The following is a 22,058-nucleotide window of genomic DNA, read 5'->3' on the forward strand; positions in this document are numbered from 1 at the left end:
CATACCGCTGCTCAGCCACAGACAACTCCCGCATGAACCCAGGAGTGTCACCAATCAACCGAAGTAGGCGTAACCCATCAACCGAAACACCGACACCCATCACCCGAAGGCCGAATGGGAACCATCAACCGAAGGCACACAGCCCAGATGTGCCCCCGGCAGGATTCGAACCTGCGACGCCCGGCTTAGGAGTCCGGCGCTCTATCCCCTGAGCTACGAGGGCGAGAACCGTGACGCCAGGCGTACGGTCGGCCTGCCTCGCAGTCTAGGGCACCGGACCGGTCGTGCCCGGCCGAGCACAGGGCAAGTGCTGGAGTGCGGGTACGTGGTTAGGCTGGCAGCGTGGAACTGACCCATGTCGATGCTAGCGGCGCTGCCCGGATGGTGGACGTCACGGACAAGCAGGTCAGCGTCCGGGAGGCGCGGGCGTCCGGGGTGTTCCGGACCACCGCCGAGGTGATCGGGCTGCTGCGCGCCGACGGCCTGCCCAAGGGCGACGCGCTGGCGGTGGCCCGGATCGCCGGGATCGCGGCGGCCAAGCGGACACCGGAGTTGATCCCGCTGTGCCACCCGGTGGCGATCCACGGTGTGACGGTGGAGTTGGAGCTCGGCACGAACTGCGTGACGATCACCGCGACGGTCCGGACCGCCGACCGCACCGGGGTCGAGATGGAGGCGCTCACCTCGGTAGCCGCAGCCGGTTTGGCCTTGTACGACATGGTGAAAGCCGTCGACCGGTCGGCGGTGCTGACCGACATCCGGCTGGAACGCAAGTCCGGCGGGCGGCGTGGGGACTGGGAACGGGACGGCTCATGACCGGCTCGACCTCGGCGGCGGTGATCACCTGCTCGAACCGGTCGGCGGCCGGCGAGCGCCCGGACGATTCCGGGCGGCTGCTGGCCGACACGCTGCGCGACTGGGGCTATGACGTGCTGGCCAAGCTGGTGGTGCCCGACGACGTGGCGCTGATCCAGAAGGCGGTGCGGCAGGTGCTGACCGACGGTGCCCGGCTGGTGCTGACCACCGGTGGCACCGGGCTGAGCCCGACCGATGTGACGCCGGAGGCGGTCGCTCCGATGATCGAGCGGTCGATCCCGGGCATCGCCGAGCGGCTGCGGCTGGCCAATGCCGAGGCGGTGCCGACCGCGGTGCTGTCCCGCGGGGTGGCCGGGCTGATCGGGGACGCGCTGGTGGTGACGCTGCCGGGCTCACCGGGCGGTGTCCGGGACGGGCTGGCGGTGCTGCAGCCGCTGGTGGGCCACCTGCTGGATCAGGTGAGCGGTGGCGATCACCGCCCCGGTGGTGGCGTATGAAGGTCCGGATCGCCGAGGTCAGCGAGACGCCGCTGGACGTGGCCGCCCACTCGGCCGCTACCCGAGATGCCGCGGCGGGGGCTGATGTGAGCTTCTGCGGGGTGGTGCGCGACCACGACCACGGCCGGACGGTGGTGGAGCTCGAATACACCTCGCACCCCAGCGCGGCGGGGATCCTGCGCGAGGTCGCGGAGGAGATCGCGGCCGACCCGGCGGTGCTCGCGGTGGCGGTCAGCCACCGGATCGGCATGCTCGCCATCGGCGACGTGGCGCTGGTTGCGTCGGTCACTGCGGCGCACCGCAAGCAGGCGTTCGACAGCTGTCAGCGATTGGTCGATGAGGTGAAGGCCCGGCTGCCGATCTGGAAGCGGCAGGTGTTCACCGACGGCACCGACGAATGGGTCAACTGCCCCTAGTTCCGCCGGACGCCCAGCCACCGTCGGTTTCAGCGCGTGCGATGGCGGGCGGAGTAGTTCTCAGCCGCCGGCGAACGGCGGCGGGGTGATTTTCAGCCGCCGGCGAACGGCGGCAGGATGTCCACCACCGCGCCAGCGGTCAGCGGATGGTCCTCCCGGCTGGGCTTGACCTCGTCGACCAGCACGGAACTGGCCCCGACGACCTCGGCCAGCCCCGGGCGGGCCCGGAGCTGGCCGAGCAGGTCGGCGAGGGTGTCGGCGGTCAGGACCTCTGATGCCAGGCCGGCTGCCCGGCGGGCTCCTGCCCAGTACCGGACAGTGACCTGGGACGGCATCAGCTCTGCTCGTCCTTGTGGACGTCCGGGTTCGCGCTCGGGGAGGTCAGGCCGGGATCGGTCTCCAGGGTCGGCGTCGCAGCCGGCGGTGGGACCTCGACCGGTTCGGCCGGAATGACCACTGGTGACACCGGCTCGACCAGTACGGCGTCCGGTTCCCCGAGGTCTGTGGCCGCAGCGCCGCCTGCAGCCGCCGCGCCGGCCGCCCCCGCAGCGCCGGCTCCGCCGGCCTTGTCGCCCACCTTCTGCGCGGTGTCGTGCACGACGCCCTGCACCTTGTCGATCTGCCCGCTGTAGCGGCCCTTGGTCGCCTTGTCGAGGCTGTCGGCTGCCTTGTCGATGCCCTGGGCGACGGCGGGTGCGGCCTTGCTGGCCAGCTCGGTGGCTCGTTCCTTGGCCTGCTCGGCCAGCGGGCCGGCCTTCTCCTTGGCCTCGGCGGCCAGCACGGTGGCTCGTTCCTTGGCCTGCTCGGCCAGCGGGCCAGCCTTTTCCTTCGCCTGATCTGCGATCTTCTTCAACTTCTCCAACATCGCTATGGCCTCCTCGTGGTGTTCAGGACAGGGCGCGCACACTGGCGGGGTGACCGAATCCCAGCACAGTCAGCAACCCCCCGAACCCTCTGACAGCGAAACACTGGAACCTCCATCATCGCCTTCCGCCGGCCCTCGACGCCAGGCGGGGGAGGATCTGCTGCCACAGCGCTCCAGTGACGAGGCCGAACTCGGCTGGGGCGACCGTCCGGACCAGTACGGCGACGACTGGTATCTAGCCGAGCGGCCGCCGCACCACGGCTGAGCCCGGCAGGTTCCTCAGAGCTGCGGATGCTGCGGCGTGGGGCCCGCGGTGCCTTCCGGCCGGGCACCGAGGGCGTCCCGAATCTGGCGCAGCAGCAGGACGTCTTCGGAGACCGCCTCCGGCTCGGGGGTCAGCCCGCTGGCCCGCAATTGCTGGATCCTGGTCATCGGCACCACGAAGGCGAAGTAGACGACAGCGGCGGTGAGCAGGAACGTGATGATCGCGCTGATGATGGCCGAGAAGTTGATGGTGGTCTTGGCGGCCAGTGCCCCGCCGCGGATGGTGTAGCTGAGCCCGTTCACCGACAGGCCCGGCAGCGCGTTGAGAATGGGCTGGATGATCGAGGAAACCACTGTGTTGACCACGGCGGTGAACGCGGTGCCGATCACGACGGCGATCGCCAGGTCGACGATGTTGCCGCGCAGCACGAAGTCCCGGAAGCCTTTGAACATGTTCCACCCTCCACTGGGAGGTCGCAGGACGCCGCTGTTCGTCGCATCCGCGGCCCTCATGACGGAGGCACCAGACTAGCCAGGAACTGTCCCGCCGGCGCGTCGGCAAGCCGGGCAGCGGTGCTCCGATCGACGGCAAGCACCAGGCTCGGTCCGGCACTGCCGGGCGGGTCGTTCGCGGCCGGCAGGACGGCCAGCACCCTGAGGCTCGTGCCCAACCGGCGACCAGTGCTCGAAGGCAGCGGGCTGCCCGAGACGTAACCGGCGTCGGAGCCCGCGGCATAGACGTCGACCAGGGCGCCGGCCTGCAGGATCGCCGCCTGGTTGCCACCCGCGAGGCTGATCGTCAGGGCCACCTGGCCGGGCTCCAAGGCAGCCGACATGCCGGTGTCGAGCAACCGGGCTACGGTGAGCGGCTCGCCCCTGGTCATGGCGGCAGCCACGGTATGGCCGACGGCGGAGGACAGCTCGCGGACCGCGCTGCCCGGCACCAGCCCGTCCGGCCAGCGAGCCGTTGCCAGGTCGGCGGCAGCCAGCACGGTGCCCGGCTGCAGCGCCCGCATCGCCACGACGACCGTCGAGCGGTGTTCCGGGGCGGGGCTGCCGTGCCCGGCGAAGGCGGACAGCACCGCCAGCGCCAGGCACAGCAGGGCGGCTGTGCGGCGTGGCCAACCGGCCAGGGTCGAGAGCCGGCCGGACCAACGCAGTCGAGAGATCACCATGAACGAGAGCCTGGACCGCCCGGCTCACGTCAAACGGTCAGCCGACCGATCTGTGGACAACTTTCCGGCTGTCCACAACCAGGCGGAACCGCCTGGACCGCTGCCAAACTTCGTGGTCAGCTGGCGGTCGCCGCGGCCGGAGCCTTGGCCGCCGAGCCGGACTCGCCCGAACCCGACGATCCTGAGGAGCTCGCCTTGCCTGCGTCAGCGCTCTTGGCCGCGTCCGAACCCTTGCCGGCGTCGCCGCTCTTGGCGGAGCCGTCGGACTTCGCGCCGGCTCCGGTCTTCTCCCGGCTGTCGGTGCGATAGAAACCCGAACCCTTGAACACCACACCCACCGAGCCATACACCTTGCGCACCCGCTCGTTGCATTCCGGGCACTCGCTGATCGCCGGGTCGGTGAATGCCTGGACCCGCTCGAAACGCAGGCCGCAGTCGGTGCTGGTACAGGCGTACTGGTACGTCGGCATCGGGGTCAGGCTCCTCTTCGCATCCTGCGCTGGGTGGCGAGTTAGCACTCTCGCCTTACGACTGCCAACAATGGTGCGGCATGGAGTGTTCCTGCGTCCACCCGGGTCGTGCTCCAGCTGCTCAGCTATCGGTCAGATCACGCCAGCCGTCCGGTGTCACCACCGAGCTGACCGGCAGGTCCCAGCTGTCCACCGGCACCTCGGGCAGCAGTTCGTCGCTGAAGAGCAGCGCCGCAACCGGCGTACCGGCCGGCACCCGCGCCAGGGCCCGGTCGTAGGAGCCGCCGCCTCGTCCCAGCCGGTGGCCTGCCGGATCCACCGCGAACGCCGGCACCAGCACCAGCGCGGCCGCCGCGATCGCGGCCACCCCGAGCCGGGGCACCGGATCGGCCGGCGGCCAGGCGGCCCAGTCCAGGTCCCGGTCGGGCAGCGTGACCGGCACGATCACCCGGTGCCCGTCGGAGGCCAGTCCGGCCAGCAGTTCGGTCGAGCCGGGTTCGGTGCGCAACGGCTGGTAGGCAGCGATCAGGCTGCCAGGCGGCACCCGGCCGGCCCGGCAGCCGGCGAGCACGTGCGCGCGGATCGCGGCCCGGTCCCGGGCGCGTTGCTGCTCGGTCCGGGCCGCCCGGGCAGCCGCCACGGACGCGCGCAGCGCAGTCTTGTCGGTCACCTGACTAGTCTCGCGGGTATGACGTCCGCAGAGCAGGCGCCCCCCGCCGCCGCCGTGTCCCGCGCCCGCAAGGCGGTCATTCCGGCCGCCGGCCTGGGTACCCGGTTCGCCCCGGCCACCAAGGTGGTGCCCAAGGAACTGCTGCCGGTGGTGGACGTCCCGGCGCTGGAGTACATCGTCGCCGAGGCCGCCCGGGTGGGCCTGTCCGACGTCCTGGTCATCACCGGCCGGGGCAAGGACGCCATCGAGGGCCACTTCGACGCCGCTCCCGAGCTCGAGGAGGCCCTGGAGCGCAAGGGCGACAAGCGCCGGCTCACCAGGGTGCGCCGGTCCAACGAGCTGGCCCGGATGCACTACACCCGCCAGCGCGAGGCGCGCGGCCTGGGAGATGCGGTCAGCTACGCCGAGGCGTTCGTGGGCGACGAGCCGTTCGCGGTGCTGCTCGGCGACGACATCATCGACGAGCGGGACGTGCTGCTGGCCCGGATGCTGGAGGTGCAGGCCGACAAGGGTGGCATCCTGGTCGGGTTGATCGAGGTCGAGGGGGCGGCGATCTCGCTGTACGGCAGCATCAAGCCGGCCGGCGAGGTGGTCGACGGGGTGATCGCGATCGAGACCCTGATCGAGAAGCCGAAGCCGGAGGAGGCGCTGTCCAACCTCGCGGTGATCGGCCGCTACGTGCTGCCGCCGCAGATCTTCGACGCACTGCGCCGCACCGAATTGGGTGCGCGTGGCGAGTTGGAGCTGACCGACGCGATGCGGGTGTTGGGGCAGGATGGGGTGCCGATACACGGAGTGGTGTTCTCCGGCCGCCGGTACGACACCGGTGACCGGCAGGACTACCTGCGCGCGGTGGTGCGGTTGGCATGTGAGCATCCGGAACTGGGCGCGGACTTCTCCGCCTGGTTGACCGAGTTCGTCCGCACCCTGGAGTAGCCGCAGTTGGCAGCCTGGATGGCAACCGCGCCGGCACATGCCGGCCGCCCGAGCCGCCGCCCGAGCCGGAGGAGCGCACCCTAAGTGAGCGAGAGCAGCAGCGACTGGCCCACCGACACGATCCCGGTGGTGCCGGCGGACGCTGCCGAGCCCGGCGCCGCGCGTGAGCAGGCTGCCGGCCGAGGCCGGGTTGCGCTGCGCCCGGTCGCCGAGCAACTGGCCAAGGTGCTCAGCACCATCGGCTCGATCGACCCGATCCAGCTGGCACTGCTGGACGCCCAGGGGCTGATGCTGGCCGAAGAGGTGCATGCCGACGCCCCGCTGCCGGGCTTCGACAACGCCGCGATGGACGGCTACGCGGTCCGGGCGGTGGACTTGCGGCAGGCCAACGAGACGAATCCGGTGGCGCTGCCGGTGGTCGGCGACGTGCTGGCCGGGGCTCGCTCGGTGTCCGGTATGGGGCCGGGCCTGGCCATGCGGATCATGACCGGTGCGCCGATCCCGCCGGGTGCGGACGCCGTGATCCCGCTCGAGCACACCGACCGCGGCGTAGCGAGGGTGCAGATCCACCGTCCGGTACGTACCGGCGAGTGCGTCCGGCGGGCTGGCGAGGACCTCGCCGCCGGCGCGCTGGCGCTGGCTCCCGGCGCGACCCTGGGGCCGCAGCAGATCGCCCTGCTGGCCGCGGTCGGGCACGACCGGGTGATGGTGCAGCCGCGGCCCCGGGTGGTGGTGATCTCGACCGGTTCGGAACTGGTCGACGTGGGCAAGCAGGCCGGCTTCGGCGAGGTGTCGGACTCCAACTCCTACATGCTGGCGGCCGCCGCCCGGGACGCCGGCGCCGACGCCTACCGGGTCGGCATCATCCCCGACGACCATGCCCGGCTGCTGGATGTGCTGGACTCCCAGCTGCTGCGCGCCGACCTGATCATCACGTCGGGCGGCGTCAGCATGGGCAGCTCCGACGTGGTCAAGGAGGCGCTCAGCCAGCTCGGGACCGTGGAGTTCACCAACGTCGCCATGCAGCCCGGATCGCCGCAGGGCTTCGGCACGCTCGGCCGGGAGCGCACCCCGATCTTCTGCCTGCCGGGCAACCCGGTGTCGTCGCTGGTGTCCTTCGAGGTGTTCGTCCGGCCGGCGATCCGCAAGCTGCTGGGCAAGCGCAACGTGCACCGGCAGACCGTCCAGGCGATGGCGCTGGAGCGGATGGACAGCCCCGTCGGCAGGCGGCAGTACCGTCGCGGGTTGCTGCACCGCGAGTCGGACGGCCGGTACTCGGTGTCGCTGGTCGGCGGCAACGGCTCGCACCTGGTGGCGGCGCTGGCCGCGTCCAACTGCCTGATCGTGCTGGACGAGGACACCACCGAGGTGGTGCCGGGTTCGCGGGTGACCGTCCAGCCGCTGATGCTTGCCCAGCGCTGAGATGTCGCAGCTGCATCCTGGCTGGCCTGCCGTGCTGGTGGCCGGGCCGGTGATGCTGCGGCCGCTGCTCCGCCGCGACGCGGGTGCCTGGAGCCGCAGCAGGCTGGCCAACGCCGAGTGGTTGGCGCGGTGGGAACCGACTTCGAACCAGTCCTGGCAGACCCGCAATTCGGTCTTCGAGTACCACCGGACGCTGTCGCGGCTGCGCTCGGCTGCCCGGCTCGGCGCCATGCTGCCGTTCGGGATGGTCTACGGCGACCGGTTGGTCGGCCAGCTGAACGTGTCCAACGTGGTGCGCGGGGCGCTGCGTTCGGCCAGCGTCGGGTACTGGATCGACTCGGCGGTGGCGGGTCGCGGCATCACGCCGACCGCGCTGGCGCTGGCCATCGACCACTGCCTGACCGAGGCCCGGCTGCACCGGGTGGAGGTGAACATCAGGCCGGAGAACCAGGCCAGCATCCGGGTGGTGGAGAAGCTCGGCCTGCGCCAGGAGGGCTATCACGAGCGGTTCCTCGACATCGACGGTGGCTGGCGGGACCACCTGTCCTATGCGATCACCACCGAGGAGATCCTGTCCGGCACGGTGCTGTCCCGGCTGAGTGCCCTGCCCGTGCCGCCCGGTTGAGCCCGAAACCCACCGCTCTTCTTCCTGTTACTCGGTCGAACTGTAAAGCGGCACTTGACCTTGACACCCGGCGCGCCTGCGGTCTCCGGACGAATCGGCACCCTAACTTTGACTGCAGCGTGTGACAGGTGTGACGGGAGAGCTGACGATGGTTTCGCCGACGATGACGGTGCTGGTACTCGCCGTCCTCTGGCTGATCGTCGCGGTGCCGATGGTTCTCAAGCGCAAGGACGACCGGGCGGGCGAACGGTCGGTTGCCCGATTCGGCGGGGCCATGCGGGCGCTGTCCAGCCGCGATGCGGTCACCGACGCCGTGCCGGCCGCCGACCGCCGGCCCGCCAGTCACGCTCAAGTCTTTATTCCTGGTGGCCCGCCGCGGCTGCCACAGGTTCCACCCGCGGGACGCCGGCCGGTGCCCGCCGCCATGGAGGCAGTCATGTACCCCGACCAGATCGCCAAGGCCGACATGTCCGACGCTCGCCGTCAGATGATGGCCCGCAGACGGCGGTCGCTGGCCATCCTCATCGCCGGAACCGTGCTCGGACTGCTGTGGGGGGTGGCCGCCGGCGGAATGCTGGCCTGGACGGTTGGCCTGCTGTCCCTGGCCTCGCTGGGCGGTTACCTGTTCTTCCTGCGCAACCAAGCGCTGCGCGACCGGGACCGGCGGCAGCAGCGCCAGCAGCGGTCCGAGGTGGCGAGGCCGAGGGGGTATGACGCGACCGAGCAGTTTCCCTTTCGCGTCGAGCCCAGCGACGCCGTGGGGATCGACGACGATGACGTGGAGCTACAGGGGATCGCCGACACGATCGACCTGACCGGGCTGTATGTCGAGGAGGAGTTCGACGAGCGGTCCATGCGCCGGGCGGTGTGACGGCGCCGTCGGTTCTCGCGCCGGGTGGTGCGACGGCGGCTACCCGGGTCGTCGCGGCCGGTTGGTTGGCCGGACCGGCGGGCTGGTAATCTTCGGGACTGGTTGGGGGCTGTGGCGCAGTCCGGTAGCGCACCTCGTTCGCATCGAGGGGGCCAGGGGTTCGAATCCCCTCAGCTCCACCAAACAGGCGACGTTCGAACCCTTCACATGGGAAAGAACGCGGTAGGTGCCGCCCTCTCTGTCCTCGCCCGTGGCAGCTCGATCTGATCGCGCGCCGGCTTCCGACCGCTCGGTGATCATGGCGGTTTGGATGGCCTCGATGAGGTCGGTCCGGGCCGTGCGGTCTACCGAGATCTGGTGATCATGGATGTCGAGGTAGAGGCCCTCGAACCAGGCTTGGTTGTAGAGCCGGCGGGTCGGGTCGTCGCTGTGGGCGTAGGCCTGGCCGCAGTGCGCGACAAGGTCGGTGGCGGCGCGGACCAGGCCCGCATGGTCGGCGTGGACGGCATCGAGGCTGCTTCGGTGTCCTTCACAAGTGGCTGGCTAGAACCACAGTTTCCTTGGTTATGTCGCCAGCGCGATGTACTAGCAGGCAGCGCCCCCGCCCTGGATGGGCACGAAACGGTTAAGTTCCGGCCACCAAGGTTCCGCCGCTACACGCTTTCCTAAGTTGGGACTATGATCAAATTGATACTGCACGTAATTGTCCCAATCGTGCTCGTTACTAGCGAAACCTGGCAGACACTTGACTGCCTTTATAGCGACGGATAACACATCGAGTAGGGAATCGCCGCACTGCATGGCCCTTCGAACCCGGTGTAGGCGGACTTGATGTCGGCGGTGCCCATATGTAGTTGTAGCAACTGCGATCATCAGCAATCGTTTGCAGCACTTCATCAAGCTGTTGCATGACCTGCAGACTGAATTGGACCGTGCCCGTTTTGGCCGTATCGTGAGCACTACGGCTCGATTGGTGAAGTTGGTAGACCACAAGAAAGATGCCAATCACTGCCACAATGGCGGTGATGCGTTCTGAGGACTCCTTTAACCAATGCCAGAATTTGCGAACCACTCGTTTGAAGCCACGCCAAATACGCTGGATTGAGACTGAGTTCGACATACAATGGGCCCTCCTCGGAAGCTCTCGCTATTCCGCCTTCAGTAAGGTGCTGCTGCAAATGCGGCAGCCGTCTATTGGCAACGGTCTGAGGTCGACACGGCCGATCGGTGAGCGGTATGTCGTGCCCTCGCCCACGGGCTGATCGGCCCGATCTGACTCAGGGCCACTAGATCATCCGCAGTCTGTCTTGGGCTGCTGCACCCCGGCGAAGGGCGCTACCTCGGGCCACCAATCGGGTTTGTCACGAATCCGCCGAACCAAGTTGGGGCTATTCTTCAATTGAAACTTCACATACTCAGTCCAGTCGTTGCCGTTCGACGAAAAACCAGGCAGGCAGTAAAGTGCCTTCATCGCCATTGACAATTCGTCGATAAGCGCATCACCGCACTCCATAGCCGTTGAACCTTCTTTAGGGCGAACTGCAAGCTTCGGACCCCACACGTATGTGACGCACGACTTATCACGAGAAATCGCAAGCAGTGTATCGTCCGTCCGCTCCATAATCTGAAGATTATACTGGACCTGCTCCGTATGTTTGGATGCATTTAATGCTTGCGCAGACTGTTGTGATTGATAGCTGAGGAAACCGAGGCCTATTAATGCGGTCACCGCAGCCACAATGGCTGCGATAACTTCCCAACGGCGCCATCGGCGTTCTGATGCCGGCGTCCCAGGTGAGGACATGAAGCTCCTTAGGTCTCTTTGAGTGGTACGGCGCATCACGGGCTTAGTCCTTAGCTGCGCGCTGCCGCCGTACAGTAGTAGATCAAGGGCAGCCCGGGGCAGTTTTATCAAAACGAACTCATCGGTCCTATGGCCCGAGCCGTCGCAACGCAGGATCCGTCATGCATGAGTGTCATCAACGTGGAGGCACGGGATTGCCGTGGCCCGTGGACACTCGCTCGCCTCGTAACCATCGACTGCTTTCCTGGTCACAACGACACGCTTACTCCAAACACTGCGGCCATCAATCCGGACGCCCTCTGCCTAACAAGGGTCGCCGCTTGGCGGCTCGTAGCTCCACGCCAGCTCGGAGCAGGTGGTTCCGGGCGGTGTGTGGCCGACGCCAAACTTGGACCCGAGCTGCTTAAGGGTCTCGCCAGCTAAGTAGAGACTTACGACCTTCCGCGGCCTGGTCAGGTGTCAGGACTTTCTGCGGGCGCAGCGGGACGTTGGCCCGCACAAGATGAGCCTGAACCCTGCTCTTGTTGATCTTGAACTCTCGGCTTAGTGCGGCAACCGATCGGCCGGCTTGGTATGCCGAGACCAATGCGCCAGCTTCGGAGGGAGAAAAATGATGCTGGGTCTGCCGGATGCCGGGGTGAACGGCTTCATCTCGGGGCGTCCCGTGGCTGTGAAGTGTGGTCTCCGGCCAGCCTGCCTCCTGGTGGCGCACTACATCGAGGGCCCGATGTAGGCTTGACGTGAGGTTAGAAGGATGCTCAGGCGCCCGCGTGACGGCTTTCAAGTCTCCACCGCGTTAAACTGATGAGGCGTCTACCGGAGATCTTGGGAGCTGGGCTCGGCCCCGTTTCGCCGGAAGATTGAGCTAACAGTGTTGTGGTTGATGCCCGAGTCGGCGGTACAGCTTGCTTGGATCTTGGCACCCGCATGGGTAGGAAATGATCGGCAGGCCCACCTCAGCACCGTGAGCTGGGTCTAGACCTGTCGCTCGTGCCAGCTCTTCAGAAGGCCAGCCAGCTCAGGCCAGGTTGCCGGGAACGGGAACATGCTGCGATCCGAGTTCCGCAGAGGTAACGATGACATCCGTGGGAAGCGGCGCACCCATGGCGCCGATGAGCATGAATGTGTGAGCCTGGCCTGGTTCAAGCGTGACGCCTGGCGGTTCGGGGAGGTTCCGAGCGATACTGGACCCGGCGTCTATCATGACGCGAGTTGATGGGCCCGCGCCGACATTGCGCAGTGCATAGGTCTGGCCTGTTCGGTACTCGATGTTCCAGGCAGGAGGCCGCGTCCCAGCTACTTCCGCCCCTCGAGCACCTTGGTAGCCCTGCGGGCCTTGGTTCCCGGGAATGCCTTGCGGACCTTGAGGGCCCTGGATCGGATGGCTTCGGAAGCTTTCGGCGATCGCATCAAGTGACTGCGCCATACTCCTGTAAGCGGTGAGCGCTTCTTCTGAGCGTTCCATGGCCCTGGCGGCTGCTTGCCTCGTTGCCTTTGAGCGGTACAGGTTGGCCACGCCAAATACGATCGCGACTACAATTCCAGTCCACGCCGCTCCTACCTCCCATGTCATGTAGAGATCATGCACGCCGCGGGCACACTTCACCGGCATACCGGCCCGCGCGGCAGCTGCCTAGATCTCCTGCCTAGACCCAATCCGAGATCGACGACCACCTCGTTCACAGGTGATGTTCCGTATGCTCCAGTTTCATGAAGCATTCCTGAACCTGACGATGCGCTGATCACTAGCCTCGCTATCGACAACATGGCGGCCTACTGCACCAAAGCAGGTGTTACAAGAGCCACTGATTTGGACGAGGTCCAGATGATGGAGATGTTGAAACGCGGTGCGCGCGTGGCATGGGTCAACGGCTACAGCCAAGGTCGGGACGAAGCAGAAGGTATGCCTCTGTAGCGACCTTTCACACCCTTCTCGTGGCCATACGATTCGGTTTCCGACACTCCACACCTGACTGGATCAAGGCCTGCCGCACCGTCTCAGCAGCGCAGCCAAGCTGCTCACCAACGCAGCTGAGCGACCAGCCGGCTAGGTACAGGATCCTGCCTGCGCGATGTCGTCAGGCGAGAGACCTCGACGGCGGGCCTCGATCCCGCCTCTTCGCAGAATCGAGCTGACAGTATTACGGTTGAGGCCGAAGTCGGCGGCTAACTGGTTGATCTTGAAACCGGCCTGGTAGGCCGCGATCAAGCGAGTCACTTCGGCCTTGGGGAGCCGGGTCTGGACCTGCCGTTTCGACCGCCCAGCGGCCACCGGCCGCTCGCCCCGCGTCCGGGACGCCAAGACCAGAAAGCCTTTCCGGGAGTTTGAACTGACTCCTGTCAGGACCACCATGACACGCTTACTCGAAACCCGGTCCTGAAAGACGGCGGCGAGTACGCGGTGCGCGCTGATGCGGTCAACTGGTTCAGGCACAGGGAGCTGAAGCATGCACCCCCACCACCCCGAGCCTTTGCGCATCCAAATCCTTAATGAGTGTGGTGAGCCAGTCGAACCACCCGACGAGGTTACCTACAGCGCCAGCTACGAAGTCCTCGACATAGATCCTTCTCCCTTTGACGCCACCGACATTCACACTTGCGCGATCTGCACCTCACCCGACTGGCGCTGGATCCTCCACATGAAGCCGACTGAGCCCCCGTGCGCAGCTGGCATGGCCGCCCTATCTGGTGGCGTGTGACACCTGTCAGCAGCTACGCGGTACTGAGCAGTTCGATGCGCTCCGCGAACGAATCGAGGCCGGAACCGGCACAGACTGGCTGCTCGAGTACCTCGACGAGCTACGCGATCAGATTCAATTGGCAGAGCCTAGGCGCTGAGGCCTGCGAGGGGTCTGGCTGACAGAATCCCGGTATGGACGATCTTCGGGTGCTCAGCGGCGGGAACGGCGAGCCGTTGCTGCTTCTGCTGCACGGGCTCGGCGCAACCGGTGACGTGTGGGCTGGGTGGCAACCGTTCCTGGCCGAGCGTTGGCCGGGCCGCTGGATGGCGCCCGACCTGCCCGGCCACGGCGGCTCGGCACCGCTGCTGGAATACACCTTCGACGGCCTGGCCGCACAACTGCGCCCCTTGGTGGAACCCGGAACCGTCGTGCTGGGGCACTCCCTGGGCGGGGTGGTCGGCCTCGCGCTGGCTGCGGCCGGCGCGCCGGTGGCCAAAGTTGTCGGGCTGGGGATCAAGGTTGCCTGGACCGACGAGGAACTCACCAAGGCCCAGGCGCTGGCCGAGCGGCCGGTGGCCTGGTTCGACTCGCGGGACGAGGCAGCCGCCCGGTACCTGCGGGTGTCTGGGCTCACCGGTCTGCTAAAAACCGACGATCCGGCAATAACCCCCGGGCTGGTGCAGCAGGACGGCCGGTGGCGGCTCGCGCTGGACCCGCGGGCCTTCGCGGTCGGAGCGCCGGACATGGCCGACCTCATAAACCGCTCTCCAGCAACGGTCACGCTGGTGCGCGGCGAGAACGACCCGATGAACAGTGACGAACAGCTAGGGCAGTGGGGCGTGCCAGTGGTGACCTTGCCCGGCCTCGGCCACAACTCCCACGTGGAAAGTCCTGAGCGATGCCTGACACTGCTGGCGTAGCGGGCCAACCAGGCGCGACCGAGGCCACGCCGACCGAGTTCGCCCGACGCGTGTGGCAGCTGTACGAGCCACTGCACGCGGTCACCTATTTCAGTACCCAGGCCCGGGCCGCCTTCGAGAGCGCTGGACTGCGCGGCTTCTGGCGCGGCTACTTCGCCGGGCGGGCCGCTCCGCTCGGCGCGGTGATGGCGGCACCGGTCACCGCTGCGTTCTTCTCCTTCGCCCCGGGCATGGTGGCCCGCGCCATACCCGACGTGTGGCAACGCGCGTCGCCGGAACAGGCCCTCGCCGCTCGCCTGGACGGCGCGGTGGCCGCGCTGCGCGCGGTGCTGCCCGACGAGCCGGAACAGTGGGCGCAAGCCGCCGGCCTACTGGAGACGCCGGCCGGGGCGGCGGTGACAGACGGCCGGGTGCTCGGCGCCGCCAACGCCGCCCTGCCCCAGCCCACCGATCCGCTCGCCCGGCTGTGGCAGGCCGCCACGGTACTGCGCGAGCACCGGGGCGACGGGCACATCACCGCGCTGGTCGACGCCGAGCTGGACGGCTGCCAGGCGCTGGTGCTGCGCGACGCGCTGTACGGCGGCCGCGACCAGCTGCAACCCAACCGTGGCTGGACCGACAGCGAATGGGACGCCGCCGCCCAAGCCCTGGCACGACGCGGCTGGCTGACCGAGGACGGCCGGCCTACCGCCGCAGGAGAGGCCGCACACGAAGCTGTGGAGAGCCGCACTGACCGGCTGGCCGCCCGGCCCTGGACTGCGCTCGACCCGTCCGAGCAGGGCCGGCTGACGCAGCTGCTGGCACCGCTGGCCGAGGCCGCCAGTGGAATCGTTCCCTATCCCAACCCGATCGGCCTGCCCCGGCCCACGCAGTGAGGAGCCGGCTACACCGTCTGGAAGGTCGCGTTGTTCGTGGTGTTGCCGAAGTTGCAGGTGCCGGCGGAGGTTCCGTTGCCGGTGACCTGATTGCCGACCAGCTCGGGGTCGCCGAGCGGGTAGTGGCATTCGACGTCCAGGTACCAGGTCTGCCCAGCCGGCCGGTTCGTGCAGGTCATCGACTCCTGGTTCGGTGCGTTCTTGCCGAGGTTGCAGTCGAGAGGTATCTGGCCGCCGTCCAGGATGGTGCCGGTACCGACCGAGCTGATGTCGGCCGGCGAGCTGGAACTGGTCAGCTTCAGCTGGAAGGTTTCGCTCGGCTCGCTCACCCCGTCATTGAAGACGGTGACCAGGACGTAGGCCTGCGGAAAGTCGTGCTGGATGGTGACGGTGCCCGAGGTGGCCTGGTAGTCACTGCCCGCGACCGCGCTGCCGTCCACCGTCTGGTAGCCGACGGTGATCGGGGCGCTGCCCTGGTTGGTGGTGAGATGGTGAACTGGAGCTGCTTGTCGTACGTGCCGCACGGGTACGGCGCGGTGTTCGAGCAGGACTTGACGTACTCGTAGCTGGTCGCACCCAGCACCGAGACCGTCGTGCCGTGGCCCCTGGGGGCCGCCTCGGCGGCCTGCGCCGACAGCACGCACAGTGCGGCCGCGGCGATGATGGACATACAGCGACGTGCCATTCTCATCTGGGACTCCTGGTGGAGCGATGGAATAGGATTCGCCGACTCCGGCCGGATGGCGACGTAACTATCCCACCCGTACCGATTCCTGCCTAGTGGCCGTGTCTACCCTGGCCGGCGGGATGAGCTGCCTCAGCGACTAAGACCTGCACGCGCAAATCCGGCCAGACCAGCTCACAGCCAGTTAACCTTTGACGCATGACCCGTCCCGCGACCGTACGGCGCGGCGTGTCGGTTCGGGTGGACAGCGACGAGCCGGCCGCCGACCACGACGAGCCGGCAACTCAACAGCTGGCCCTGCCGCCGGCCGTGGCGGGGCTGACCATGCAGCTGTCGCCGGTCATGGTCGGCTCGGCCGATGACCAACAGGAGCAGCACGCCGATGCCGTGGCCAGCCGGGTGGTGGCCGCGCTCCGCCGCCGGCGCGACCCGGCGCCGACCGCCACGCCCGACCCGGCGCCGACCGCCACGCCCGAGCCGGATACCGACCCAGCCGATCCCACCGCCCATGCCGACCCCGTCGTCCGAGTCGCGGCATCGCTGAATGCCCTGCGCCGACAAGCCGATCGAGGCAGCACCGGCCACCTGCCCATCGGCCGGGACGGCGGCCCGGTGTCCACCGACACCGCCTCCCAGCTGGCCCAGGCCCGCACCGGCGGCGCGCCGTTGCCTCCCGACACCCGGGCAGCGTTCGAGCCGGCCATCGGTGCGGATCTGAGCGCCGTCCGGCTGCACGTCGGCCCCCAGGCCACCGCACTCAACCACCAGGTGGGCGCGGTGGCGTTCACCACGGGCCGGGACATCTTCTTCCGCGACGGCCTGCCGGACGTCGGCACCGAGTCCGGCCAGCACCTGTTGGCCCACGAACTGGCGCACGCAGTCTCGCCGGAGGCCACCGGTCCGGTCCGGCGCGCGGTGGTGGCCCAGCTGCACATGGACAAGGGGATCGACGAGTCCGACGACGTAGCCCGCATCACCGCGGTCTCCATCGTCGGCCGTCCGCCACCGACCTTCAGCGACTCGATGGGCGACCACTCGACCGCCTTCACCGTGCACGTCAACGCGGTCCAGCTGGCCCTGATCGGTTGCCCGCTGAACCAGGCGGTGGCCCGGATGCAGGAGCTGGTGAACGGGCTGAACTTCACTCCAGGTTCAACCCTGCTGGCCGACCTGCCGGCGCGGCACGTCCGAATGCTGCGCGAGGCGCACGAGCGGCTGGTCGAGATCCAGGGCCGGCTGAACGTCCCGTCCAAGGGCCTGGACGTGGCCGCCGCCATCCAGGAATACGTGGCCGCCTACCTGGAGCTGCGCGAGCTGATCCCGCTGAGCACCATCAACACCGGGTCGGTGTCGAAGGCCACCTCCGGCAAGGGCAAGGGCGAGGATTGCGCGGCCCTGCGCGGCCAGGCATCCGGCATCCCGCAGCATCCGGACCAGCTGGCCGCCGAGATCGTCGGCCTGCTCGACGTCCGGGCGGTGGCGCTGGCCTGTGCCGAGACCGATCCGGCGAAGCTGGCCGCGCTGGCCCCGGGCCTGCCGGTGTCGGCCGATGCCACCAAGCGTGCCGCCCTGTACGTCGAGCAGCACCTGCGCAGCCTGCAGACCGCGTTTCCCGGTGCGCTGGCCGCACTGGCCGAGCAGCGCGGCTTCCTGGCGCCGGAGATCGTGCTACTGCCGCCCAGCGACCCGCGGGCAGCGGCCCGGGCCCGGGACGACCTGGCCATCCCGCTGGTGCTTCCCGAGCTGCTGCACCGGGTGGTGCTGCCCCGGGCGGTGGAATGCCTGAACGAGGAATTGCCCATCCTGCTCAAGAACCTGGCCAGCCTGCAGGCCGAGATCTCCTCGTCCAGGCCGGTCTCCTTGGGCGACCCTTCTGCACAGAAGCGCAAGCGATCAGAGCTCGACAGCGGCAAGACGACCAAGAGTGCCTTGGCGCAGCTGGCCAAACTCGAAGCCGACGAGGACACCCTGCGGGCACAGGTGAACGCCATCGAGGCGGTGCTCGGCCGGCCGTTGACCCCGGCCGTGGACGACGTCTCCAAGCGCCGGAAGCTGAAGGTCCCCGAGGGCCAACGCCGGTCCGGCCGGGCCCGCTCATCCAGCGTCGTCAAGTACAGCCCCTCCGCCGAGATCGAACGGGCCAAGTCGCTGGCGCACGAACGGCACGTCCAGGAGCAGATGAAGGCGCTGGAGGCGCCGGAGCCGAAACTCGACGCCGAGGAGCTGGAGGAGGAGGCCGAGAGCCAGGGTGCGCTGGCCATCCAGGTGATCGTCGACGATGCCGGCACCGTCACCGCGGTGCGCTCGGCCGGCCGCCCGCCGTCCCCGTTCGCGGGCAGCACGATGGGCGCGCACACCACCGCGTGGACGGTGCACGTTGACCGGGTCCGCCAGCTCATCGTGGGCTCGTCGGTCGACGAGGCGCTGGCCGCGGTGGAGAAGCTGGAAACCGAGCGGGAGGAGATGGCCGAGCAGCTCACTCCAGCCTTCGCCTTCCCGAAGGGCAGCGAGCTGCCGATGGGCGCGGATGGCTCCAGCGGCGAGAATCACCTGCTGCAACTGCAGAACGCGATCATCAGCCACCTGGAGGCGGTCAACCTCATCCCCGGCGCCGCGCTGGCGGCGGCCGACGTAGGTGGCAAGAGCGAGGGCAAGTACCGGCGGGTGCTGCTGGAACATCTCGGCCTGCAGCAGTACAAGGGCAAGTCCGTCGCCTACTCCAAGGCGCAGGTGCTGGAGGCGATCGTCGGCCTGCTCGATGTCGGCGGTCTCGGTGCCGAGCTGGAGTCCGAGGACGACCGGTTCGCCGAGCTCGTGGTCGACCAGGACGAGAACCCGCTGAACCGGCTGGTCGAGCAGCACCTGACCACCATCGAAGCGAGCTACCCCGGCGCCCTCGACGCCGCCGGATTGCCGTCCTCGATGAAGGCCGCCGTCGCCAAGGTGGTCAAGGAGACTGACAAGGACAAGGACCCGAAGGCCAAGAAGGCCAAGAAACGCCCGGAGAAGAAGTCCAAGCAGGAGGCCGAGCCGGCGCCGGACTCTGACTCGCCGTGGGCGCCCTCGCTGTTCGGCCTGTCCTCGTCGTTCCTCTTCGACGGCGATTTCGAGTTCACCGGCAGCCTGCTCGGCGGGCTGGGGGCATCGCTGCCTGCCCGCCAGGACGAGGAGCCGGCCGAGGGGGACTGGCTGGACGCCCAGGGCAACCTGCTCGACGAGCGGCTGCCGCAGTTCCGCGACGCCTACCGGGCCGATGTCGCCCGGCCGGGCACCTACCTGGCCGAGGCCGAGGGCAACCAGGTCGCGGATGCCTTCGGGATCCGGGTGAACGTCTACCGGGACCGGGCCCCGGGCGGGTTCACCCGGGTGGAGAACATCGCCGGCGGCGACTGCCTGCTGCACGCCTCGTCCGACATCCGCGCGGCCATGGCCCTCGAGCGCGACCACCGGGTGCCACGCGCGGAGATCCCGGCCCGGCTGGGCCCGGCCGCGGGCCGGGCGGTGGCCGGGGGCGAGGTCAGCCGGATCCGCGGGATCGTCTCGGTCGGCATGGCCGAAGATGCCCTGGACCAAGCGGTCCGCGACGTGGTGCTCAGCGAGGTGGACGGCCGGGGCACCCTGGGCCTCGGGCCGGCGATGCGGCAGCTGATCCGCAACCGGCGGCTGCAGTACACCGCCGCGGTGGTGCGCGGGCGCAAGCGGCGGCAGGAGGCCGAGAAGGAGCTGGCGGCCAAGGAGGCCGAGAAGCAGAAGCGCGCCGAGATCAGGAAGGAGGAGCGGCAGAGGGAGAAACTGGGCCTGTCGAAGCGATCACCGGCGCCCGCCAAGCCGAAGCCGGTGGCGGTCGCGCCGGTGCTGCCCCCGGTCGTGCAGGCTCAGCTGAACTACGGCACGGTGGGCGCGATCAGCGAGAACTACGCGCTGCTGCACACCGGCGGCAATCACTACGTGGCGTTGATCCGCACCGGCTGAGGTCGCCTTCCGGCCATGTCACAGCCGGCCGCGCTGTCTCGTCTCAGAGGGTGAGAGTCACATCCTGGAGACGAGAAGGTGAGTGGTTGTGCGGATATTCGTGGCAGGCGGAACGGGAGTGCTCGGCCGGTGGTTGGTGCCTCAGCTGGTGGCACGCGGCCACCAGGTGACCGCGACCACGACCAGCCCGGCCAAGCTGGACCAGCTGACCGGACTGGGCGCCGAGGCCGTCGTAATGGACGGCCTGAACGCCGTCGAGGTGGGCGAAGCGGTGGCCAAAGCACATCCGGACGTGATCGTGCACCAGATGACGGCGATCTCCCCGGCACACGCCGGCAAGCCGAACTTCAAGCACCTGGACCGGTGGTTCGCCCCCACCATCCGGCTGCGTACCGAGGGCACCGACCACCTGCTGGCCGCCGCGGAGGCGGCCGGGGTCCGGCACGTCGTCGCGCAGAGCTACGCCAGCTGGAACGGCATCCGCGAGGGCGGCTGGGTCAAGACCGAGGACGATCCTCTGGACCTGCACGAGGGGACCGCCGCGCACCCGGTCTCCGCCGCTATCGGCTACCTCGAGGAGGCGGTCGGCAAGGCCGGCGGCGCGGTGCTGCGCTACGGCGGGCTGTACGGCCCGGGCGCCACCGACGACCAGATCGAGATGATCCGCAAGCGGCAGTTCCCGCTGGTCGGAGCCGGCACCGGCCACACCTCCTGGCTGCATCTCGACGACGCGACGAGCGCTACCGTGCTGGCTGTGGAGCAGCGAGCGACCGGGGTGTTCAACGTCGTCGACGACGAACCCGCCCCGGCCAGCGAGTGGCTGCCCTACCTGGCAGCCTGCGCGGGCGGCAAGCCACCGAGGCGGGTCCCGGTCTGGCTGGCCCGGCTGCTCGCCGGCGAGGTCGCGGTGATCATGATGACCGAGGGTCGTGGCTTCTCCAACGCCAAGGCCAAGTGGCAGCTCGGCTGGCAGCCGCGCTACCCCTCCTGGCGGCAGGGCTTTAAGGAAGCGTTGACGTGACCGGCCCAGAAGGCGAGCAGACCAAGGCCGAGGAGTTCGAAGAACTGCGCCCACTGCTGTTCTCGATCGCCTACCGGATCCTGGGCAGCGTCAGCGAGGCCGAGGACGCGGTGTCCGAGACCTGGCTGCGCTACCAGGCCACCGAGACCCAGCCCACGTCGGTAAAGGCGTTCCTGTCCGCCGTGGTCACCCGGATCTCCATCGACGTGCTGCGCTCGGCGCGGGTGCGGCGCGAGCAGTACGTCGGGCCGTGGTTTCCCGAGCCGCTGCTCACCGACCCCTACCAGGACCCGGAGCGCTCGGCGGAACTGGCCGACTCGGTCTCGATGGCCGCACTGCTGCTGCTCGAACGGCTCAGTCCGCTGGAACGGGCGGTCTTCGTGCTGCGCGAGGTGTTCGGGTTCGGCTTCGGCGAGGTCGCCACCGCCGTGGGACGTTCCGAGGCGGCCTGCCGGCAGCTCGCGGCGCGGGCCCGCAGGCACATGGACGCCGGGCGCCCGCGGTTCGAAGCCGACCGGCGGGAACGCGACCGGCTGGCCGCTCGCTTCTTCGAAGCCCTGCGGGAGGGCGATGTCGACAACCTGCGGGACCTGCTCGCCGCCGACGTCGAGATGGTGGGCGACGGCGGCGGCAAGGCGCCGCAGTGGGCCCGGGGCATCTCCGGCGCCGAGAACGTGGCCCGGGTGCTCACCTCGATGCTGCCCCCGATGGTCCGGATCGAGGTGAGCTGGCAGCCGCAGCAGGTGAACGGCCAGCCGGGCGCGGTCTTCCGCGACCGGGACGGCAAGGTGCTCAACACCTGGGCGCTGGACATCTCCGACGGGCGCATCCAGGCCATCCGCACGGTGCTCAACCCCGACAAGCTCGCCCACGTCGGCCCGGTGGCCGACGCCTGGGCGGTGCTGCGCGAGGCGACCCAGGCCCGCCGGTCCGGCGACTGAGTCCGGGGAAGCTCGGGAAGGGCTCGGGAAGGGCTCGGCCCAGCGCAGCTGGGAGCGCTCTCGCGGCAGCCGGTCACCCCCTTGTCCGCGGGCCGCCGCTGCAGACATACTCGCCCCGGAACGTGCCCCGGA

At 68.7% G+C, this 22,058-nt stretch carries 21 protein-coding genes and 2 tRNA genes; 14 read left to right on the top strand and 9 right to left on the bottom strand.

Annotation, left to right across the window (positions count from 1 at the left end):
- Nucleotides 1-150: 150 nt before the first annotated feature.
- Nucleotides 151-223: transfer RNA gene (locus tag VLJ82_RS02645), tRNA-Arg, on the bottom strand.
- 119 nt (nucleotides 224-342) lie between these two features.
- Between VLJ82_RS02645 and moaC the strand changes: the two genes are divergently transcribed.
- The 3 genes from moaC to VLJ82_RS02660 are packed head-to-tail and all read left to right on the top strand — an operon-like array spanning nucleotide 343 to nucleotide 1,729.
- Nucleotides 343-816, top strand: a complete 474-nt coding sequence (gene moaC, locus VLJ82_RS02650) for a cyclic pyranopterin monophosphate synthase MoaC (RefSeq protein WP_408661770.1) — start codon at nucleotides 343-345, stop codon at nucleotides 814-816.
- Nucleotides 813-1,313 carry a MogA/MoaB family molybdenum cofactor biosynthesis protein gene (locus VLJ82_RS02655; protein ID WP_408661771.1) on the top strand — a complete coding sequence of 167 codons (501 nt, stop codon included), beginning with the start codon at nucleotides 813-815 and terminating at the stop codon, nucleotides 1,311-1,313. Before moaC ends, VLJ82_RS02655 begins: the two co-directional genes overlap by 4 nt.
- On the top strand, nucleotides 1,310-1,729 hold the full coding sequence (locus VLJ82_RS02660; RefSeq protein WP_408661772.1) for a molybdenum cofactor biosynthesis protein MoaE: 420 nt from the start codon (nucleotides 1,310-1,312) through the stop codon (nucleotides 1,727-1,729). The genes VLJ82_RS02655 and VLJ82_RS02660 overlap by 4 nt, the downstream gene beginning before the upstream one ends.
- A gap of 92 nt (nucleotides 1,730-1,821) precedes the next feature.
- On the opposite strand, the gene VLJ82_RS02665 is transcribed toward VLJ82_RS02660, so the two are convergent.
- Together VLJ82_RS02665 and VLJ82_RS02670 are read right to left on the bottom strand one after the other, a co-directional pair.
- The gene (locus VLJ82_RS02665) at nucleotides 1,822-2,064 is read right to left on the bottom strand and encodes a MoaD/ThiS family protein (RefSeq protein WP_408661773.1); all 243 of its coding nucleotides are present in this window, start codon (nucleotides 2,062-2,064) and stop codon (nucleotides 1,822-1,824) included.
- The gene (locus tag VLJ82_RS02670) at nucleotides 2,064-2,594 is read right to left on the bottom strand and encodes an Rv0909 family putative TA system antitoxin (RefSeq protein ID WP_408661774.1); all 531 of its coding nucleotides are present in this window, start codon (nucleotides 2,592-2,594) and stop codon (nucleotides 2,064-2,066) included. The genes VLJ82_RS02665 and VLJ82_RS02670 overlap by 1 nt, the downstream gene beginning before the upstream one ends.
- Before the next feature lie 49 nt (nucleotides 2,595-2,643).
- Between VLJ82_RS02670 and VLJ82_RS02675 the strand changes: the two genes are divergently transcribed.
- Nucleotides 2,644-2,859, top strand: a complete 216-nt coding sequence (locus VLJ82_RS02675; RefSeq protein ID WP_408661775.1) for a hypothetical protein — start codon at nucleotides 2,644-2,646, stop codon at nucleotides 2,857-2,859.
- Between the two features lie 14 nt (nucleotides 2,860-2,873).
- Here the strand turns inward: VLJ82_RS02675 and mscL are convergent, their stop codons facing one another.
- The 4 genes from mscL to VLJ82_RS02695 all read right to left on the bottom strand — a co-directional run bounded on the left by mscL (nucleotide 2,874) and on the right by VLJ82_RS02695 (nucleotide 5,173).
- A complete protein-coding gene (mscL, locus tag VLJ82_RS02680; RefSeq protein ID WP_408661776.1) occupies nucleotides 2,874-3,311 on the bottom strand; it encodes a large conductance mechanosensitive channel protein MscL in 438 nt (145 codons plus the stop codon).
- 56 nt (nucleotides 3,312-3,367) lie between these two features.
- On the bottom strand, nucleotides 3,368-4,033 hold the full coding sequence (cpaB, locus tag VLJ82_RS02685) for a Flp pilus assembly protein CpaB (RefSeq protein ID WP_408661777.1): 666 nt from the start codon (nucleotides 4,031-4,033) through the stop codon (nucleotides 3,368-3,370).
- A gap of 116 nt (nucleotides 4,034-4,149) precedes the next feature.
- Nucleotides 4,150-4,503 carry an FmdB family zinc ribbon protein gene (locus tag VLJ82_RS02690; RefSeq protein ID WP_408661778.1) on the bottom strand — a complete coding sequence of 118 codons (354 nt, stop codon included), beginning with the start codon at nucleotides 4,501-4,503 and terminating at the stop codon, nucleotides 4,150-4,152.
- Between the two features lie 121 nt (nucleotides 4,504-4,624).
- On the bottom strand, nucleotides 4,625-5,173 hold the full coding sequence (locus tag VLJ82_RS02695; RefSeq protein ID WP_408661779.1) for a 5-formyltetrahydrofolate cyclo-ligase: 549 nt from the start codon (nucleotides 5,171-5,173) through the stop codon (nucleotides 4,625-4,627).
- Between the two features lie 18 nt (nucleotides 5,174-5,191).
- Between VLJ82_RS02695 and VLJ82_RS02700 the strand changes: the two genes are divergently transcribed.
- From VLJ82_RS02700 to VLJ82_RS02720, 5 genes are all read left to right on the top strand, one after another.
- Nucleotides 5,192-6,109, top strand: a complete 918-nt coding sequence (locus VLJ82_RS02700; RefSeq protein ID WP_408661780.1) for a UTP--glucose-1-phosphate uridylyltransferase — start codon at nucleotides 5,192-5,194, stop codon at nucleotides 6,107-6,109.
- Between the two features lie 84 nt (nucleotides 6,110-6,193).
- Nucleotides 6,194-7,531: a gephyrin-like molybdotransferase Glp gene (gene glp / locus VLJ82_RS02705; RefSeq protein WP_408661781.1), complete on the top strand. Its 1,338-nt coding sequence runs from the start codon at nucleotides 6,194-6,196 to the stop codon at nucleotides 7,529-7,531.
- A gap of 1 nt (nucleotide 7,532) precedes the next feature.
- On the top strand, nucleotides 7,533-8,156 hold the full coding sequence (locus VLJ82_RS02710; RefSeq protein WP_408661871.1) for a GNAT family N-acetyltransferase: 624 nt from the start codon (nucleotides 7,533-7,535) through the stop codon (nucleotides 8,154-8,156).
- Between the two features lie 130 nt (nucleotides 8,157-8,286).
- Nucleotides 8,287-9,027 (top strand): hypothetical protein, encoded by a 741-nt coding sequence (locus VLJ82_RS02715; RefSeq protein ID WP_408661782.1) that lies wholly within the window; start codon nucleotides 8,287-8,289, stop codon nucleotides 9,025-9,027.
- A gap of 105 nt (nucleotides 9,028-9,132) precedes the next feature.
- Nucleotides 9,133-9,209, top strand: a tRNA-Ala gene (locus VLJ82_RS02720).
- A 1,109-nt stretch (nucleotides 9,210-10,318) separates the two neighbouring features.
- Here the strand turns inward: VLJ82_RS02720 and VLJ82_RS02725 are convergent.
- Entirely contained in the window at nucleotides 10,319-10,831 is a 513-nt protein-coding gene (locus VLJ82_RS02725) for a hypothetical protein (RefSeq protein WP_408661783.1), read from the bottom strand.
- A 2,872-nt stretch (nucleotides 10,832-13,703) separates the two neighbouring features.
- Here VLJ82_RS02725 and VLJ82_RS02730 point away from each other — a divergent pair.
- Entirely contained in the window at nucleotides 13,704-14,432 is a 729-nt protein-coding gene (locus tag VLJ82_RS02730; RefSeq protein ID WP_408661784.1) for an alpha/beta fold hydrolase, read from the top strand.
- Entirely contained in the window at nucleotides 14,411-15,307 is an 897-nt protein-coding gene (locus VLJ82_RS02735; protein WP_408661785.1) for an SCO6745 family protein, read from the top strand. The genes VLJ82_RS02730 and VLJ82_RS02735 overlap by 22 nt, the downstream gene beginning before the upstream one ends.
- Nucleotides 15,308-15,315: 8 nt before the next feature.
- Here VLJ82_RS02735 and VLJ82_RS02740 read toward each other — a convergent pair whose 3' ends face one another.
- The gene (locus VLJ82_RS02740; RefSeq protein ID WP_408661786.1) at nucleotides 15,316-15,831 is read right to left on the bottom strand and encodes a Calx-beta domain-containing protein; all 516 of its coding nucleotides are present in this window, start codon (nucleotides 15,829-15,831) and stop codon (nucleotides 15,316-15,318) included.
- A 359-nt stretch (nucleotides 15,832-16,190) separates the two neighbouring features.
- On the opposite strand from VLJ82_RS02740, the gene VLJ82_RS02745 reads away from it, so the two are divergent.
- From VLJ82_RS02745 to VLJ82_RS02755, 3 genes are all read left to right on the top strand, one after another.
- Nucleotides 16,191-19,964 (top strand): DUF4157 domain-containing protein, encoded by a 3,774-nt coding sequence (locus tag VLJ82_RS02745; RefSeq protein ID WP_408661787.1) that lies wholly within the window; start codon nucleotides 16,191-16,193, stop codon nucleotides 19,962-19,964.
- A gap of 88 nt (nucleotides 19,965-20,052) precedes the next feature.
- Nucleotides 20,053-20,985, top strand: a complete 933-nt coding sequence (locus tag VLJ82_RS02750) for an NAD-dependent epimerase/dehydratase family protein (RefSeq protein ID WP_408661788.1) — start codon at nucleotides 20,053-20,055, stop codon at nucleotides 20,983-20,985.
- Entirely contained in the window at nucleotides 20,982-21,926 is a 945-nt protein-coding gene (locus VLJ82_RS02755) for an RNA polymerase sigma-70 factor (protein WP_408661789.1), read from the top strand. Before VLJ82_RS02750 ends, VLJ82_RS02755 begins: the two co-directional genes overlap by 4 nt.
- Nucleotides 21,927-22,058: the final 132 nt, after the last annotated feature.

The sequence above is a fragment of the Jatrophihabitans sp. genome (assembly GCF_035474675.1).
Classification (GTDB): Bacteria; Actinomycetota; Actinomycetes; order Mycobacteriales; family Jatrophihabitantaceae; genus Jatrophihabitans_A.

What these genes read in the sequence shown, in the direction of transcription:
- VLJ82_RS02725 (WP_408661783.1), bottom strand. Translation starts at nt 10,831, where the DNA reads ATGTCCTCACCTGGGACGCCGGCATCAGAACGCCGATGGCGCCGTTGG.
- VLJ82_RS02730 (WP_408661784.1), top strand. Translation starts at nt 13,704, where the DNA reads ATGGACGATCTTCGGGTGCTCAGCGGCGGGAACGGCGAGCCGTTGCTG.
- VLJ82_RS02710 (WP_408661871.1), top strand. Translation starts at nt 7,533, where the DNA reads ATGTCGCAGCTGCATCCTGGCTGGCCTGCCGTGCTGGTGGCCGGGCCG.
- VLJ82_RS02735 (WP_408661785.1), top strand. Translation starts at nt 14,411, where the DNA reads ATGCCTGACACTGCTGGCGTAGCGGGCCAACCAGGCGCGACCGAGGCC.
- mscL (WP_408661776.1), bottom strand. Translation starts at nt 3,311, where the DNA reads ATGTTCAAAGGCTTCCGGGACTTCGTGCTGCGCGGCAACATCGTCGAC.
- VLJ82_RS02745 (WP_408661787.1), top strand. Translation starts at nt 16,191, where the DNA reads ATGACCCGTCCCGCGACCGTACGGCGCGGCGTGTCGGTTCGGGTGGAC.
- VLJ82_RS02660 (WP_408661772.1), top strand. Translation starts at nt 1,310, where the DNA reads ATGAAGGTCCGGATCGCCGAGGTCAGCGAGACGCCGCTGGACGTGGCC.
- VLJ82_RS02665 (WP_408661773.1), bottom strand. Translation starts at nt 2,064, where the DNA reads ATGCCGTCCCAGGTCACTGTCCGGTACTGGGCAGGAGCCCGCCGGGCA.
- VLJ82_RS02670 (WP_408661774.1), bottom strand. Translation starts at nt 2,594, where the DNA reads ATGTTGGAGAAGTTGAAGAAGATCGCAGATCAGGCGAAGGAAAAGGCT.
- VLJ82_RS02690 (WP_408661778.1), bottom strand. Translation starts at nt 4,503, where the DNA reads ATGCCGACGTACCAGTACGCCTGTACCAGCACCGACTGCGGCCTGCGT.
- cpaB (WP_408661777.1), bottom strand. Translation starts at nt 4,033, where the DNA reads ATGGTGATCTCTCGACTGCGTTGGTCCGGCCGGCTCTCGACCCTGGCC.
- VLJ82_RS02655 (WP_408661771.1), top strand. Translation starts at nt 813, where the DNA reads ATGACCGGCTCGACCTCGGCGGCGGTGATCACCTGCTCGAACCGGTCG.
- VLJ82_RS02700 (WP_408661780.1), top strand. Translation starts at nt 5,192, where the DNA reads ATGACGTCCGCAGAGCAGGCGCCCCCCGCCGCCGCCGTGTCCCGCGCC.